Origin of the sequence: Collinsella aerofaciens, assembly GCF_028206995.1 — a bacterium.
Taxonomy (GTDB): domain Bacteria; phylum Actinomycetota; class Coriobacteriia; order Coriobacteriales; family Coriobacteriaceae; genus Collinsella; species Collinsella aerofaciens_AQ.
This window is the reverse complement of sequence record NZ_JAQLFL010000006.1, coordinates 24,313-39,993: the sequence shown is the minus strand read 5'-3', so window position 1 is coordinate 39,993 and position 15,681 is coordinate 24,313. Positions and strand designations below refer to the sequence as shown.

At 61.2% G+C, this 15,681-nt stretch carries 13 protein-coding genes; 12 read left to right on the top strand and 1 reads right to left on the bottom strand.

The window, feature by feature from the left end; translation table 11 throughout:
• The 3 genes from PMX60_RS10240 to PMX60_RS05715 form a co-directional block, all read left to right on the top strand.
• Positions 1-77, top strand: a 77-nt coding sequence (locus PMX60_RS10240) for an arginine deiminase family protein (RefSeq protein ID WP_195239190.1), incomplete at its 5' end; no start/stop codon positions are given.
• Positions 78-182: 105 nt separating this feature from the next.
• On the top strand, positions 183-1,178 hold the full coding sequence (argF, locus tag PMX60_RS05720) for an ornithine carbamoyltransferase (protein WP_271747205.1): 996 nt from the start codon (positions 183-185) through the stop codon (positions 1,176-1,178).
• 138 nt (positions 1,179-1,316) lie between these two features.
• A complete protein-coding gene (locus tag PMX60_RS05715; RefSeq protein ID WP_373094151.1) occupies positions 1,317-2,804 on the top strand; it encodes a YfcC family protein in 1,488 nt (495 codons plus the stop codon).
• A 566-nt stretch (positions 2,805-3,370) separates the two neighbouring features.
• Here PMX60_RS05715 and PMX60_RS05710 read toward each other — a convergent pair.
• Positions 3,371-4,492, bottom strand: a complete 1,122-nt coding sequence (locus tag PMX60_RS05710; protein ID WP_271747204.1) for an IS110 family RNA-guided transposase — start codon at positions 4,490-4,492, stop codon at positions 3,371-3,373.
• Between the two features lie 448 nt (positions 4,493-4,940).
• On the opposite strand from PMX60_RS05710, the gene PMX60_RS05705 reads away from it, so the two are divergent.
• From PMX60_RS05705 to PMX60_RS05665, 9 genes are all read left to right on the top strand, one after another.
• The gene (locus tag PMX60_RS05705) at positions 4,941-6,422 is read left to right on the top strand and encodes a DUF1846 domain-containing protein (protein ID WP_271747264.1); all 1,482 of its coding nucleotides are present in this window, start codon (positions 4,941-4,943) and stop codon (positions 6,420-6,422) included.
• 256 nt (positions 6,423-6,678) lie between these two features.
• Positions 6,679-7,017, top strand: a complete 339-nt coding sequence (locus PMX60_RS05700; RefSeq protein ID WP_161115922.1) for a helix-turn-helix domain-containing protein — start codon at positions 6,679-6,681, stop codon at positions 7,015-7,017.
• A 178-nt stretch (positions 7,018-7,195) separates the two neighbouring features.
• Entirely contained in the window at positions 7,196-8,857 is a 1,662-nt protein-coding gene (locus PMX60_RS05695) for a CTP synthase (RefSeq protein ID WP_055286060.1), read from the top strand.
• 2 nt (positions 8,858-8,859) lie between these two features.
• Complete coding sequence (gene xerD, locus PMX60_RS05690; protein ID WP_195544184.1) at positions 8,860-9,801, top strand: site-specific tyrosine recombinase XerD; 942 nt, start codon at positions 8,860-8,862, stop codon at positions 9,799-9,801.
• A gap of 461 nt (positions 9,802-10,262) precedes the next feature.
• A complete protein-coding gene (locus tag PMX60_RS05685; RefSeq protein WP_006234269.1) occupies positions 10,263-10,697 on the top strand; it encodes a division/cell wall cluster transcriptional repressor MraZ in 435 nt (144 codons plus the stop codon).
• Between the two features lie 20 nt (positions 10,698-10,717).
• Positions 10,718-11,683: a 16S rRNA (cytosine(1402)-N(4))-methyltransferase RsmH gene (gene rsmH, locus PMX60_RS05680; RefSeq protein ID WP_006234266.1), complete on the top strand. Its 966-nt coding sequence runs from the start codon at positions 10,718-10,720 to the stop codon at positions 11,681-11,683.
• A gap of 90 nt (positions 11,684-11,773) precedes the next feature.
• Positions 11,774-12,244: a hypothetical protein gene (locus PMX60_RS05675; protein WP_022094483.1), complete on the top strand. Its 471-nt coding sequence runs from the start codon at positions 11,774-11,776 to the stop codon at positions 12,242-12,244.
• A gap of 260 nt (positions 12,245-12,504) precedes the next feature.
• Positions 12,505-14,127 (top strand): peptidoglycan D,D-transpeptidase FtsI family protein, encoded by a 1,623-nt coding sequence (locus PMX60_RS05670; protein WP_225093428.1) that lies wholly within the window; start codon positions 12,505-12,507, stop codon positions 14,125-14,127.
• Positions 14,128-14,253: 126 nt separating this feature from the next.
• Positions 14,254-15,678 (top strand): UDP-N-acetylmuramoyl-tripeptide--D-alanyl-D-alanine ligase, encoded by a 1,425-nt coding sequence (locus PMX60_RS05665; RefSeq protein WP_195239097.1) that lies wholly within the window; start codon positions 14,254-14,256, stop codon positions 15,676-15,678.
• Positions 15,679-15,681 lie beyond the last annotated feature (3 nt).

Here is a 15,681-nt window from a genome sequence, read left to right as displayed (position 1 = left end):
TGCCCTCCGCCGAGCTCTCCCGCGGCCGCGGCGGCCCGCGCTGCATGAGCATGCCCTTCTGGCGCGAGGACCTCTAAGTCTTTCCGTTTCCGGTGCGGTCCCCCTACAACCGCACCGGCTTCGCCCGTCAAACGGGCAACACTGATACTTACGTAATTCATTTCTTCGAAAGGAATCGAACCATGGGTGTTAACCTCTCCGGCCGTAGCTTCCTCAAGCTTCTCGACCTCACCACCGAGGAGATCGATTACCTGCTCAAGCTCTCCAAGAACTTCAAGGATATGAAGCGCGCTGGCGTTCCGCATCGCTATCTCGAGGGCAAGAACATCGTTCTGCTCTTCCAGAAGACCTCCACTCGTACCCGCTGCGCCTTCGAGGTCGGCGGCATGGACCTGGGCATGGGCGTGACCTATCTCGATCCCGGTTCGTCGCAGATGGGCAAGAAGGAGTCCATCGAGGACACCGCCCGCGTTCTCGGCCGCATGTATGACGGCATCGAGTTCCGTGGCTTTGCCCAGGACGACGTCGAGGAGCTCGCTGCTAAGTCCGGCGTGCCCGTGTGGAACGGCCTGACCACTGAGTGGCATCCCACCCAGATGCTCGCCGATATCCTGACCGTCCAGGAGAACTTCAACTACGACATCAAGGGCAAGACCCTCGTCTTCATGGGCGACTGCAAGAACAACGTCGCTCGCTCCCTCATGGTCGTCTGCTCCAAGCTCGGCATGAACTTCGTGGCCTGCGGCCCCGAGGAGTGCATGCCCGCCGACGACGTCATCGAGGCCTGCAAGCCCATCGCCGAGGCCAACGGTTGCACCATCAAGCTGACCACCGACGTCAAGGACGGCGTCACCGGTGCCGACGTTATCTACACCGACGTGTGGGTCTCCATGGGCGAGCCCGACGAGGTCTGGGCCGAGCGTATCGCTCAGCTCACCCCGTATCGTGTTACCTCCGAGGTCATGGCTATGGCCAACCCGGGCGCCATCTTCCTGCACTGCCTGCCCAGCTTCCACGACACCAACACCACCATTGGCGCCGAGAAGTGCGAGCAGTTCGGCATCACCGAGCAGGAGGTCACCGACGAGGTCTTCGAGAGCCCCGCTTCCAAGGTCTTCGACGAGGCCGAGAACCGCATGCACACCATCAAGGCTGTCATGTACGCCACGCTCAAGTAAGAGCATCTAGCATCTCGCTCGGGGTGTCTTGCTGCACACCCCGAGCGGCTTTGTCTGGTAAATATCTCGCACCAGGCGGCAGGCACGGCACGGAAGAGCCGCTTCGGGCGAGATCAGTAAATGATTTATGAAGGGGGGATGAGAACTATGACTGAGACCGCTAAGAAAAAGCGCGGTATGCCTTCATCGTTCACCATTCTTCTTGCTCTGCTGGCAATTGTCGCAGTGATTACCGTTATCGTCTCCGGCACGTCCGGTGGCGCGGTTACTGCCGCCCGTCTGAGCGATTTCTGCACCGCCCCGATTAAGGGCTTCGCTGACGCTCTGCCCGTCTGCCTCTTCGTTATGATCCTGGGCGGCTTCCTCGGCATGATGACCGAGACCGGCGCCCTGGACAACGGCATCGCCGTCCTGGTGCAGAAGCTTAAGGGTAATGAGATCATGCTCATTCCCGTGCTGATGCTCATCTTCTCCCTCGGTGGTACCACCTATGGTATGTGCGAGGAGACCGTTCCCTTCTACGCCTTGCTTGCCGCTACCATGATGGCCGCTGGCTTCGACCCGATGGTCGGTGCCGCCACCGTCCTGCTCGGCGCTGGCTGCGGCTGCCTGGGCTCCACGGTTAACCCGTTCGCCGTCGGCGCTGCCGTCGACGCTCTGACCGGCGTTGGCATTGAGGTCAACCAGTCCATCATCATCGGCCTCGGTGCCGTCCTGTGGATTGTTACCACTGCTATGTCCATCTTCTTCGTCATGAGCTATGCCAAGAAGGTCAAGGCTGACAAGGGTTCCACCATCCTGTCGATGCAGGAGCTCAAGGACGCCGAAGAGGCTCACGGCAAGGCTGCTTCCGAGGTTCACAATGAGGTCAAGCTCACCGGTCGTCAGAAGGGTGTTCTGATCGCCTTTGCCTTCACCTTCGTCGTCATGATCGTCGGCTTCATCCCGCTGGCCGACCTCAACGAGGGCGTCGCCAACTTCTTTGACGCTGGCGCTGTCTACGATGCCGACGGTAACGCCGTCGTCCAGGGCTGGTCTGCCCTGATCACCGGCCTGCCCATTGGCCAGTGGTACTTCGACGAGGCTTCCACCTGGTTCTTCCTCATGGCTGTCCTGATCGGTATCATCGGTGGCCTGTCCGAGAAGCAGATCGTCAACACCTTCATCACCGGCGCTGCCGACATGATGTCCGTTGTTCTCGTCATCGCCCTCGCTCGTGGTATCTCCGTCCTCATGGCTAACACCGGCCTCGACGTCTACGTCCTCGACGCTGCCGCCAATGCCCTGGCTGGCCTGTCCGGTGTGATCTTCGCTCCCATGAGCTTCCTGGTCTACTTCGGCCTGTCCTTCCTGATCCCCTCGACCTCCGGTATGGCCACCGTCTCCATGCCCATCATGGGACCGCTGGCTGTTAAGCTCGGCTTCTCGCCCGAGGTCATGGTCATGATCTTCTCCGCCGCCATCGGTGTCGTGAACCTGTTCACCCCGACCTCCGGCGCCATCATGGGCGGTCTCGCCCTGGCCAAGATCGAGTGGACGACCTGGCTCAAGTTTGCCCTTAAGCTCATCGTCGCGCTCTCCGTCGTCTGCGCCATCATCCTGACCGTCGCCTGCGTGTTGCTCTAAGTACCCAACGGGTACCCCACGGAAACCTTGACGATCCTGTAAAGGATCACCTGGTCATCGTCTGTCCGGTGGGGTCAACCCACCGGTAGACTCCTACCTTTAGCCCCCTCCCGTTCCGTGCGCGGGAGGGGGCGACTTTTTGTTCCGCGGTTTTACCAAACCGCGGAACCGGTCGACGCTACGCGCCGTCCAGAACGACAATTTGTCATTCAAAAGGCAAGGCATGACCAAAAGGTCTATGCCTCGCCTTTTTCATGCCAACTTGTACGTTCTGGACGGCGCTCGCTCATATGACCCAATCCGCTGTCAAGAGCCACAATGGCCCCGCCGACCGCCTGCAATCGGTCGGCGGGGCCTGCCGTTGAACCCGTCCCGGTCCGCCCCCGGCATGTCGTCGACGCCTTCGGCTCAGTCTCATATCCGCGGATACCGCTCCGGCGGCCCGCAATCCTCTCCTTCGGCGGGGTTCCCCAAGTCTGTCGACGCGGATGCGGCGGCCGCCGCGCGCACAGCGAGAACGGGGGTGTCCCCGAAGGCTGCCCGGCTCGCCGGGACGGGGGCTATGTCTATTCGCCGGCCTCCCGGCACATCGCGCCGAGTGCCCACAGCCACCTCACGAGCTCGGCGGCGGTGGCGGCGTTCGCCTTCGCCTGGGGCATGCCCCTCTCGAGCATCTCCTCGCGTCGCCGGAGCAGGCGCTCGGACCCCTTCCTCCCGTGCATCCTTACCTCGAGGGGGACGCCGGAGCCCTTGGGCATCAGCTTCGGCTGGTGGCCGGCCTGGGCGTAGCACCAGGACCCCTCGACCGCCAGCTTCCTGACGAGCGCGTTGCCGGCCCCGCTGATCCCGCCGAGGCGCACGGAGTCCGCGCTCGACCTCTGCTTCGGGGCGAGGCCGAAGTAGGCCGTCACCTGCCTGCCGGAGCGGAACCTCGAGAAGTCGCCGACCTCGGCCGCGAAGGCGGCGGCGAGCGCGAACCCGCACCCCTTGATCGACTGGAGCGCCTCGACCTCGGCCGAGAGGGGGCCCGCCGCGACGGCGGCCCTGTATTCGGCGAGGACGGCCTCCCTCGTCTCGTCGGCCGCCTCGACCTCGTTCCTCAGCGCCGCAAGCGCCCGGATGCCGCCGTCGTCGGCGGGGTGTATGCCGTCGAGCCACCTGAGGAAGCCGTACGTCCAGTACCTCCGGGGGTTGCCGGCCGGCGTCGTGCCGCCGTAGGCGTAGCCGCGGCGGGCCAGGAACGCCAGGAGCCGCTGCTTCGCCGCCGCGAGCCTCGCGGTCGCCGCGTCGTGGGCCCCGGCGAGGTCCCTGAGCCCCTCGATCTCGGGGGACGGCACCCATACCGGGGAGATATCGTGCGACAGTATCGCCTTGGCCATCCTGGCCGCGTCGTTGCGGTCGTTCTTGGACGAGAGGTCGGCCGCCGACCTCGGGACCTTGGAGACGGCCGCGACGACGCAGTCGACGCCGAGCCCGGAGAGCTCCCTCTGCGGGGCGAAGCCGAGGTAGCCGCTCTCGTAGGCGGCGAGAGACGGGCCGGGGAAGCCCGACATCCACTCCGCGACCTCGCCCCACGGGTTGCCGCGGAACCTCCTCGTCACGGCCTCGCCCGTCTCCGCGTCGAGCGCGCAGACGGTGGCGGACCTGAGGTGTACGTCCATTCCGAAGGCGGTAGAATATCTAGGCACGGGAGCCTCCCAACCTCGTTGCGGCGCGGCTGCGCCTCTGGCACTTCAACAACATTGTCGCAGCCCCGACCCGCGGTCACGAGCGGGGGCTCCTGTCGTTTCCGTGCCCCTGGATTGGGTCATAGTGTCTGTCCGTCCTCTGCCTGCGGCGCTTTCCATTGTTGGTGCAGAGGGCGCTTTGCCTACTCTGGTGGGCTTTCGCTGGCTTATGCTCAACCTGCGACGTTTCCATTATTGATACAAAGGCCAGGTTTGTTTGAACCAAAAAGGGGAAGTTGCGGTGGAATAGTTCCTGTTTGGCCGTCTTGAGGGGTTAAACGGGAACTATTTCACCGCAACTTATCGATCGCGTGTTTGGTTGGTGCCAGTTGATTGCTTGGGCGTTGGGGAGGGTCTGCTCCGTTATAATCGCCTAGGACATTAAATGGAAACGGGACGGGAGCCATACATGCGCCAGGGTTTCGACAACGCGAAATATATCGAGCTGCAGGCCGCTCATATTAAGGAGCGCATCTCGCAGTTTGGCGGCAAACTCTATTTGGAGTTTGGCGGTAAGCTGTTCGATGACTATCATGCGAGCCGCGTGCTGCCGGGTTTTGAACCGGACAGCAAGTTCCGCATGCTCAAGAGCATTGCCGATGACGTTGAGGTTATCATCGCGATCAACGCGAACCACATCGAAAAAAACAAGGCTCGTGGTGACCTCGGTATTACCTATGACGAGGATGTGCTGCGCCTGGTTGACCTGTTCCGCGGCAACGGCTTTGCCGTCGCGGCTGTGGTCATCACCCAGTACGCCGGCCAGCCTGCTGCCGATGTGTTCCGCAACCGCCTGAACGCGCTCGGTATTCCCGCCAAGCTGCACTATCCCATCGAGGGGTATCCGCACGATGTCGATCTGATCGTTTCTGACGAAGGCTACGGCAAGAACGAGTTTGTCGAGACCACGCGTCCACTCGTTGTCGTGACGGCACCCGGCCCCGGCTCGGGCAAGCTTGCCACCTGCCTGTCTCAGCTCTATCACGAGCACAAGCATGGCACGGCCGCCGGCTATGCCAAGTTCGAGACCTTCCCGGTCTGGAATCTTCCTCTGACGCATCCGGTCAATATTGCCTACGAGGCCGCCACGGCTGACCTCGACGACGCCAATATCATCGATTCGTTCCACCTTGAGGCCTACAACAAGACCACGGTCAACTACAACCGCGACGTCGAGGCCTTCCCGGTAGTCCGTGCCCTGATGGAAAAGATCTTGGGCAAGAGCCCCTACCAGAGCCCTACGGACATGGGCGTCAATATGGTCGGCTTTGCCATCACCGATGACGATGCCTGCCGCGACGCTTCCAAGATGGAGATCGTCCGCCGCTACTTTACCGCGGTCGAAAATGTGCGCCGTACCGGCGTGGGCGATGAGCAAGTCGACCGTCTCAAGATTATTATGAAGAAAGCCGGCGTCGATAAGAACTACTCACCGGCGCGCTCGGCGGCCCTCACCAGGGAGCAGCTGACGGGTGGTCCCGTGGGTGCCATGGTCATGCCCGATGGCTCCGTGGTGACCGGTAAGACCTCCACGCGCCTGGGCGCCGCAAGTTCGCTCATTATGAACGCCCTCAAGCATGTCTCGGGCGTCGACCTTGAGCTCGAGGTCATTAGCGATGAGGCGATCGAGCCCATCAGCAAGCTCAAGACGCATTTCCTGGGAAGCAAAAACCCGCGCCTCCACACCGACGAGACGCTTATGGCGCTGTCGATCACCTCGGCCACGAGTGAGACGGCCGCTCGCGTCCTTTCGGGCCTGGAGCAGCTGCGCGGTTGCGATGCCTTCTTTAGCGTGATCATCTCGCCGACGGACGAGACGGTACTGCGCAAACTGGGTATCAACGTGTGCTGCGAGCCCAAGTTTGAGCGCCGCGGTTTCTTCCATCGCTAAGTTTGAAGCACCGCGGTAATTGCATTGCATTTTAGCCGTATCGGGTTAGCGCCCGGTACGGCTTTTTGATCAATAAAGCGCCTATTTCGGCGAAAAATAGCTGTTTACCTGCCTAGAAACAATTTGAGCGGTATACAATAACCGTAACTGTTTCATCCTTAGCGGGATGCCGCATGATGGATATTACCTGCCATCGTGAGGTGTGTCGGTCGCGCACGGCGCGTTAGATGCTCGTGCTCGGTTTGAGGAGGCTGCTATGGCGGGCAAGGGTCGTGCGAGTGTCAACGATATGAAGCGTGTCGAGGTGCTGGTGTTGATGGAGATCGACCAGCAAACCGAAGACAATGGCGGGCCGTATGGTTTCTCGCGCAAAACGCTTGCCGAGCGCGTGGGGGTTTCGCCGTATCGTGTCCGCGCCGCAATCGATCGCTTGGATTCCGAAGGCATGATTGATGTCGTCTCGCGTTATAGCGACGACGGCGGTCAGCTTGCAAATGGCATTTGCCTCACCGAACGTGGCGAGTGGTATCTTGAGGGCGTCCGTACCGGCATGCTCGTTCAAGAAATGCTTGAGGACGAGGTTGCTGATCGATAGCAGCATGTAACCCTTGCCACAGCGACGCCGCCTGGGAAACCGGGCGGCGTTTTGTTTCAAGATTGAGAAATGCAATCGCACGCGAGAAAAATTGCGAACGGTCCGCGGCGCGAGTATTACAATGAAGACCCGTAAGATGTGGATAAACAACTTCTACGGGAAGCGCAGGTAACTCAATATGACCAAGCATGTGTTCGTAACCGGTGGCGTGGTTTCGTCCTTGGGCAAGGGTATCACCGCGGCCTCGCTGGGCCGTCTGCTCAAGTCGCGTGGCTACAAAGTAACGATGCAGAAGGCCGATCCGTATCTGAACGTCGACCCCGGTACCATGAGCCCCTTCCAGCATGGTGAGGTCTTCGTTACCGAGGATGGTTACGAGTCCGACCTGGACCTGGGTCATTACGAGCGCTTTATTGATGAGAACCTGACCCGCGATTCCAACTTTACGACCGGCGCCATCTATAAGAGCTTGATCGCCCGCGAGCGTCGCGGCGACTTTTTGGGCGGTACCGTGCAGGTGATTCCTCACGTCACCAATGCCATTAAGGACAAGTTCCGCCGCATCGAGGAGCAGACCGGCTCCGATGTAGTCATCACCGAGCTGGGCGGCACGATCGGCGACATCGAGTCGCAGCCGTTTGTCGAGGCCATCCGCCAGTACCGCAAGGAGGCCGGCCCCGAGAACGTCTGCTACATCCACGTGTCGCTCGTTCCCTATATCGCCGCCGCCCACGAGGTCAAGACCAAGCCCACGCAGCATTCCGTCAAGGAGCTCCGCAGCTTTGGCATCCAGCCCGATATCATCGTGCTGCGCTCCGACCACCATATCGATGACGCTATCCGCGGAAAGATCGCAAGCTTCTGCGACGTCGACACCGATTGCGTCTTTACCAACGAGGACTGCGCGAGCATTTACGATGTTCCGCAGCTGCTTGCCGAGCAGGACTTTGACCTGCGCATTTGCGAACGCCTGGGTCTGGATCCGCGTGAGCGCGACATGAGCGAGTGGAACGAGTTCCTGCGCAAACAGAATCACGCCAACCATCACGCCGACAAGGTGAAGATCGCCGTCGTGGGTAAGTACACGCAGCTGCCCGATGCGTACCTGTCGGTTATCGAGGCCCTGCACCATGCGGGCGTCTTCTACGATCGCCATGTGGACGTCCAGCTGGTCGACGGCGAGAGCCTCGACGAGCAGAATGTCTCCGAGGTTTTGGGCGACGCCTCGGGCATCCTGGTCCCCGGCGGCTTTGGCAAGCGCGCCCTGGAGGGCAAGATCCTCGCGGCCGAGTTTGCCCGTGAGCACAAGATTCCGTATCTGGGCATTTGCCTGGGTATGCAGGTGGCCGTGTGCGAGTTCGCCCGCAACGTCGTCGGCCTTGCCGGCGCCAGCTCCTCCGAGTTCGATCCGGACGGCCCGTTTAGCGTCATCGATCTGATGAGCTCGCAGGAGGACGTGACCGAGAAGGGCGGCACCATGCGCCTGGGCGCCTATCCGTGCAAGCTCGCCGCCGATACCCTTGCTCGCGAGGCATATGGCGAGGAACTCGTCTACGAGCGTCACCGTCACCGCTTTGAGTTCAACAACGCCTTCCGCGACCAGCTCGAGGACGCCGGTTTGGTTATCTCGGGCCTGTCGCCCGACGAGCGCCTTGTCGAGATGGTCGAGCTGCCGCGCGACGTGCATCCGTGGTATGTGGCAACCCAGGCTCATCCCGAGTTCAAGAGCCGCCCGACCAACCCGCAGCCGCTGTTCCGCGAGTTCGTGCGCGCTTCGATCGGCCAGCACGAGGGTGTCGACCGTCTGCAGGTGACGCCCATGAACCTTGCTACGGACTAAGGGTGCCGTCGAATAAGGAACATACCGAAGCTACTCCCTCGTCGCTCGCCGTGGCGGCGGGGGAGTATCTCGATTACCTCGCGGTCGAGCGGGGTTTGGCGCGCAACACGATTGCGGCCTATCGTCGTGACCTGACGACGTACTGCGCCTATCTGGAGCGGGCGGGTATTGTGTCTTTTGAAGAGGTGACTCGTCAGGTCGTGGAGGGCTTTGTCGCCGACCGTCGCGATGGGGGCTATTCCGATGCCTCGGTGGAGCGTGCGCTTGCGGTCGTAAAGGGCCTGCATGCCTTTTTGGTGCGCGATGGGGCTGTGGCCCAAAATCCAACGACGGCGTTGCGCCTGCCTAAAAAGGCTGAGCGTTTGCCGGAGTATCTATCGGTGGAGGATGTCTCGGCGCTGCTCGATCAAGACTTCCCCGAGGGCGAGATGGGCTTGCGCGACCATGCCATCTTGGAAGTGCTCTACGGATGCGGTTTGCGTGTGAGCGAGTTGGTGGGGCTCGATGTGGGCGATATCCATATCGACGATGGTTTTGTGCTCGTTCGCGGTAAGGGCTCAAAGGAACGCCTGTCCCCGCTGGTGGGAAGCGCGGCGCGAGCTCTGATGCTCTATGTAACTGAGGGGCGTTCTCGCTTGGCGGCCCATGCCCGCGGAACCGAGACCTCGGCGGTCTTTTTAAATAAGAACGGCCGCCGTCTGTCGCGCCAGGGCATCCATGCCATCTGTGAGCGCTACGGGCGCCAGGTGGGGCTGGTGGGACTCCATCCCCACACGCTGCGTCACTCCTTTGCTACCCATATGCTTGCGGGCGGCGCAGACCTCCGTGTGCTACAGGAGATCTTGGGACATGCCGATATATCGACCACGCAGGTCTACACGCATGTCGATCGTACGCAACTGACCGAGGTCTATCTGGCGGCGCACCCGCTGGCGCATCGTTAACTCATCGCTGACCTGCAAATTTATAGGTATTTGGGGACGGGCCCCAGATTGCCACGGCGTGCTTTTGCGCGCGCATGGGCAATCTGGGGCCCGTCCCATTTTTCGCCACTTGGCATCGCGGTGGTGGGCCGCACGTGCCTTGGGTGGGGGAGTTTGGGGGCGATGTGAACGGCATATAAAGGGACGCAAAATCGCCTCAAGGTCAACTTGAAGGTTGAGGTTGAACGGCGGGGTGCCACAGGTGGCATCCCGCCGTTGCTGTAAACACAACATATTGTGTTTTCGAACATATGCTCGGGGGTGTTTTGCAACATATAGGGGGTGGAGTGGTGGGGTGGGGTGGGGGAAGGGGTGGGGAAATATGTTGAAAAATGGGGCGGTTCCCCATATTATTGATGACGTCGACAGGCGGGGTGGTTCCCCGCGTACGTGCCATCTGAGTAACCGAGGGGAGGGCGCACATGGGAATGACTGGTGCATACGAGCGCAATCTCGATGCAAAAGGTCGTCTGTCCCTGCCTGCACCCCTTCGCGAGGAGCTTGGAGAGCACGTTCGCGTGTTCAAAGCCCTGGATGTCGATGCTCTGTACGTGTTCTCTGCCGAGGCCTTCGATAAGTGGGTCGAAGGACTCTTCGCGGGTCGTGAGGGCCACGAGGGTTTTAACCCGCGTGACATTAATGACCAGAAGCTCATGAGGGCGATCAACAAGCGCACCACGTCGATGGACGTGGACAGCGCCGGTCGTATCGGTCTTTCCGAGTCTCTCCGCAAGCAGGCGAACCTCGACCGCGAGGTCACGGTTGTGGGCAACTACGACCACCTTGAGGTTTGGGATCGCGCCGCGGCCGATGAGGACGATGACGATGAGGCCCTGCTGGACCTCTTCTTCTCGTAAGGGCAAGGCACGGGTAACGGATGGAGCGTGGGATCTTGACACAAGAATATCGGCATGAACCTGTCATGCTCGGCGAAGTGCTTGAGTCGCTGCGGCTAAAGAGCGGCTCCGTTGTCTGCGATTGCACCCTTGGCGGTGCCGGCCATTCGGTAAAGATGGCCGCGCAGGTGGGGGAGACGGGCCTTTTGCTCGGCGTCGATCAGGACGACATGGCCCTCGAGGCCGCTGGCGCCCGTCTGGACCGCGAGGTTCCCGGCGTTCCGCACCAGCTGCTGAAGGGCAACTTCGGCGACTTGGACGAGCTACTTTGCTCGGCCGAGGTGCCCGGGGTCGATGGCTTCCTGTTCGATTTGGGCGTTTCGTCGCCGCAACTCGATATCCCTGGCAGGGGCTTTTCGTATAACGAGGACGCCCCATTGGACATGCGGATGGATCCGGGTAATAACACCTTAAACGCAGCTGAGGTCATCAACACCTATAACGAACACGACCTCGCCCGGATTCTACGCGTCTACGGCGAAGAGAAGTTCGCCTCGCAGATCGCGCGCGAGATCGTGCGCCGCCGCGAGCAAGAACCGATCGAAACCACCGGCCAATTTGTCGAGATCATCAAGGCGGGTATCCCGGCTGCCGCTCGTCGGCATGGTGGACACCCGGCCAAGAAAAGTTTCCAGGCCATTCGCATCGAGGTCAATCACGAGCTCGATGTGCTCGAACGAGGGCTTGATGCCGCCACCAGGTGGCTCAACCCGGGCGGACGTATCTGCGTCATCTCGTATCACTCGCTCGAGGACCGTATCGTAAAGAACCACTTTAAGGAGATGAGCCAGGGGTGCACGTGTCCGCCGGAGATTCCGGTGTGCGTGTGCGGCAACGTGCCGATACTCAAGGTCATCACCCGCAAACCCCTGGTTGCCCAGCCTGATGAGGTTGAGCGCAACCCTCGGGCGAGATCAGCCAAAATCCGCGTGGCGCAGCGTCTGTAGGCGCGACCGCGCGATATTGGACCTCCCGCTCGCACCATAAACGAAGCTTAAACACACTACCAACGTACTCGGGATGGGAGGCGGCATATCATGGGCTACAACACTTCAAGCGCAGCACTCGCCTATGATATGAACGCCATGCCCGCCTATCGTGAGACGCCGCAGGCCCCCGTTGCTCCCCGTGAGCAGCGCACGCCGCGCTTTGATGTCTACACGGGCGCGGGCCGTCAGGCAAACCAGGCGGTAAGCCCGGTTTTCATGAGCGTTCTTAAAACGTTTTGCATCATTGCGGCTATCTTCATGACGATCGGCGTCGCCCGCGTGGCGCTCGCCGGCGTTACCGCCCAGGTGCTCAACAGCAACGCCGAGCTTACCAACACGCTCGAAAAGGCGACCGATGAGAGCTCCGACCTGGAGGTCATGCATTCGGTCTATGGCGCCGACACGCGCATTCGCGACCTTGCGGGCGCTTATGGCATGGTGGAGCCCAGCGAGAGCGTTACACTTGACTTTTCGCAGGATGCAGCCGCGGGCGCCAACGCGACCGCGACCGCTCAGTAGCAAGACGGTAGCTGAGTATGACAAATGACTATCGCCGCGGTTCCGATAGGGGCCGCGGTTCTGGACGTCCCTCGTCGCGGGGACGTTCTGGTTATCAAGGAACGGGTCGGCAATCTTACAACGCCGGGCGGTCCCGTGGCAACGACCCGGCGTCGCGACTTCGCGGCTCGGGCGGCCCTCAAGTGCATAACACCAGGTCGCGCAAGAGTTCGCCGACCGAATGGCTCACAGGCACGCCTCTGCCTCGCCGCAAAGCCGTCATGGGATTCATTGGGCTTGGCTTGGGCTTGGGCGTCTTTCGCCTTGCCGACTATCAGGTTGTCGAAGCCGATAAACTGCGCGAGCGTGCCGATGCGCGTCGCCTGCTTGCGCAGACCCTCTATGCCAAACGTGGCACCATCTACGACCGCAACGGTAACGTGCTGGCGTCGTCGGTCGAATGTCGCAACATCGCCGTGAACCCGCAGCTTGTCGAGGACGTTGACAAGACGGTGTCGGCGCTGGTCAAGGCAACTGGAATCGATAAAAAGACCTGCCGCAAGCTCGTTGAGTCCGATGGAACCTGGGTGTATATCAAGCGCCAGGTGGACGAAGACGATGCTGCGACGCTGGAGAAGAAGAACCTGCCCGGTGTGCTTTTTGAGCAGGCCATGAAGCGCGTATATCCATACGGCAATCTGGCATCGCAGGTGCTGGGTGTAGTGAATGTGGACAACGATGGCTTGACGGGTCTCGAAAAGCAATACAACAAGCTTCTGACCGGCACGAACGGTTCTCTCGTACGCGAGCGCGCGAGGGACGGCAGCTATATCGCGGGCGGTGCCTATAAAAAGGTGGCTGCGGTCGACGGCGTTGATATCGTGACGACGCTCGACGTCAATATCCAGCGTGCGGCCGAGGATGCCCTGGCAGAGGCAGTTGAGAAGACTAAGGCCAAGAACGGCTCGGCGCTGGTCACCGATCCTACGACAGGCGAGATCTTGGCAGCCTGCTCGTATCCGACTTACGACCAGACCAATCTGGAAAACGCCAAGACCGAGGATATGAACTTGCGCCTGGTCACCGACGCCTACGAGCCCGGCTCGGTCTTTAAGACGCTCGTGGCGGGCGCCGGCTTCGACTTGGGCGTCGTGCGATCGAGTACGTCGTTTGAGGTGCCGGCGAGCATCAAGGTGGGCGACGATACCGTCACCGATGCCGACAAGCGCGACTACGCTATGACCATGGATGTGCGCGAGATGATGCGCCGTTCGTCCAACGTGGGCTTTGTCCTGGTGGGGCGCAAGATCGGTGCCGATGACTTTGCCGCTTATGTGGACAAGTGGGGCATCGGTCACAGCTCTGGTGTCGATTTTCCGGGCGAGAGCCTGGGTATCGTCAAGGAGCGTGACCAGTATGACGGCGCCACGCTGGGCTCGATGAGCTTTGGACAGGCGCTGTCCGTCTCGCCGATTGAGATCGCACGCGCCGTGGGCGGCATCGCCAACGGCGGCGTGATGATGACACCGCACTTCTATAAGTCCAGCAAAGGCGACGAGAAGGACTGGGGCGAAGGCGAGCGCGCGATTTCGGAGGACGCCGCATCCCAGGTGACATCGTGCATGCAGACGGTCGTGTCCGAGGGAACGGGCGTTGGCGGCGCGGTTGACGGCTATGACGTGGCGGGTAAGACCGGTACGGCCGAACGTGCCGACGAGAACGGCGGCTACCTCAAGGAGAACTACATGTCGTCCTTTATGGGCTTTGCACCGGCACAATCGCCCAAGGTGCTGTGCTATATCACGCTCGACGGAACGCCGAGCGGCTCAGATGCCGCTGCGGTGCCGTTCCAGTCCATTATGGCCAACGCGCTCGACGTGCTGGGTATCCCGCACACGAAGTAGGGGGTTACAATCTTTGGGGCGTGGTTTGTTGTCCCATATGAGGGTGTTCACATGCCCTGCACCACGCATGTGCGGCGCTGGGATACAATACGCCGATAGCATTATTAGGTTTACAGGGGAGCTGCAATGATAGAGATCGCCGTCAACAACCTCGCGGCCGCAACAGGGGCCCGAACCGTGACGGGAGAAGCCGATCGGGTATGCCGCGGGTGCGTTATCGACTCGCGCCAGGTCGAGGAAGGGACGATTTTCGTCGCCTTTCCCGGTGAAAACGTCGACGGCAATGATTTTGCTTCCCGTGCCGTCCAGTCGGGTGCCGGCGCCGTCGTGATGACGCGTGAGCCCGAGGCCGAGCTGGTCTCGCTGGCGCAGGACAAGGGGTGCGCCATCCTGCTGACCGATGATCCCGAGGAGTTTCTGCTGCGTTTGGCGCACACGTATCGCCTGGAGCTTGGCTGCCTGGTCGTTGGCATTACCGGTTCCATCGGCAAGACGACGACCAAGGACGTGCTCGCCGCCGTGCTCGCCAAGCGCTATCGTGTCTGGGCCACCAAGGGCAATTTCAATAACCTGATCGGCATGCCGCTCACGGTGCTTTCCGCTCCGGCCGATACCGAGGTCCTGGTGCTCGAGATGGGCATGAACCATTTCCACGAGATTGAGCGCCTGTCCCAGTCCGCCAATCCCAACCTTGCCATCGTGAGCAAGATTGGTACCTCTCACATCGGCATTTTGGGCAGCCGCGAGAACATCGCCCGCGCTAAGGCCGAGATTGTCCAGGGTATGTGCGCCGCCGGCGACTTCTTGCCGCTGCTGGTTTTGGGCGGTGAGGACGACTTTACGCCGTTCATTCGCGATACGTTCGCCCAGCCTGCTGGTATCGATGTGATGCTGGCCGGCGTCTCGGACGATGATGAGGTCCGTGCCCGCGACATTCGTGTTGATGACGAGGGCCGTCCGGTCTTTACGCTCGATTTTGGCCAGGGTGAGACGACCGATACCATGCTTGCCATCCCCGGCGTGCAGTCCGTCCCAAATGCCGTTAAGGCCGCCGCAGTTGCCTATCGCCTGGGCGTGACGCCCGAGCAGATCGATGCTGCCTTTAGGGGCCTCACGATCACCGGGCACCGCCAGGAGATCAAGCGCGCCAAGAGCGGTGCCCGCGTCATCGACGATTCCTATAACGCCAGCGCCGAATCCATGGCTGCTGGTCTCGATCTGCTGTGCTCGCTTTCGTGCACGGGGTCTCGCATGGCGATCCTGGGCGAGATGGGCGAGATGGGCGATGAGGCTCCTCGCATGCATGAGCTCGTGGGCGCCTATGCCGCCGCCAAGAAGCTCGACATGCTGGCGTGCGTGGGTGGTGAGCTGGCCCAGCTTATGGCCGATGCCGCGCGCATGATGGGCATGGACGAGGACCGCATCCAGGTGTTCTCCGATTATCAGCAGGTGCTCGACCGCATGGGCGGCGCGCTTGAAAAACATGATGTTGTACTGGTCAAGGGTTCCCGCTTTGTTGAGCTCGACCGCTTTGTGGAAGGTGTGTGCTAGCCC